The sequence below is a fragment of the Streptomyces atratus genome (assembly GCF_014648655.1).
Lineage (GTDB): Bacteria > Actinomycetota > Actinomycetes > Streptomycetales > Streptomycetaceae > Streptomyces > Streptomyces atratus.
In genome coordinates this window covers 1-489 of sequence record NZ_BMRN01000022.1, presented here as the reverse complement: position 1 = coordinate 489, position 489 = coordinate 1, and the positions used below count along the sequence as shown (strand labels likewise).

Sequence of the window (489 nt, the reverse complement as noted above, 5' to 3'; positions counted from 1 at the left end):
TGTGAGGTGTTGGGTGTGGTGCAGGAGTGGTTGGTGGATGAGCGGTTTGCTGGTTCGCGGTTGGTGGTGCGTACGGAGGGTGCGGTGGGGTTGTCGGGTGAGGGGCAGGGTGTGGTGGATGTGGTGGGTGCGGCTGTGTGGGGGTTGGTGAGGTCGGCGCAGTCGGAGAATCCTGGGCGTGTGGTGTTGGTGGATGGGGTGGTGTCCGATGCGGATGTGGTGCGGGTGGTGGGTCTGGGTGAGTCGCAGGTGGTGGTGCGTGGGGGTCGTGCGTGGGTGCCGCGGTTGGTGCGTGCGGTGCCGGGCGCGGGGTCTGGTGATGCGGGCTCTGGTGGTGTGGGTGGTTTTGGTTCGGTGGGGACGGTGTTGTTGACGGGTGGTACGGGGACGTTGGGCGGGGTGTTTGCGCGGCATTTGGTGGTGGAGCGTGGGGTGCGGCGTTTGGTGTTGACGAGTCGTCGTGGGTTGGGGGCTCCGGGGGCCCGTGAG

General features: G+C 67.3%; 1 protein-coding gene. It reads left to right on the top strand.

Going from position 1 to position 489, the window contains the following annotated elements:
- Window positions 1-6: 6 nt before the first annotated feature.
- The coding region (locus IEZ15_RS47220) for a SpnB-like Rossmann fold domain-containing protein (protein ID WP_373302628.1) at window positions 7-489 on the top strand (483 nt) is incomplete at its 3' end.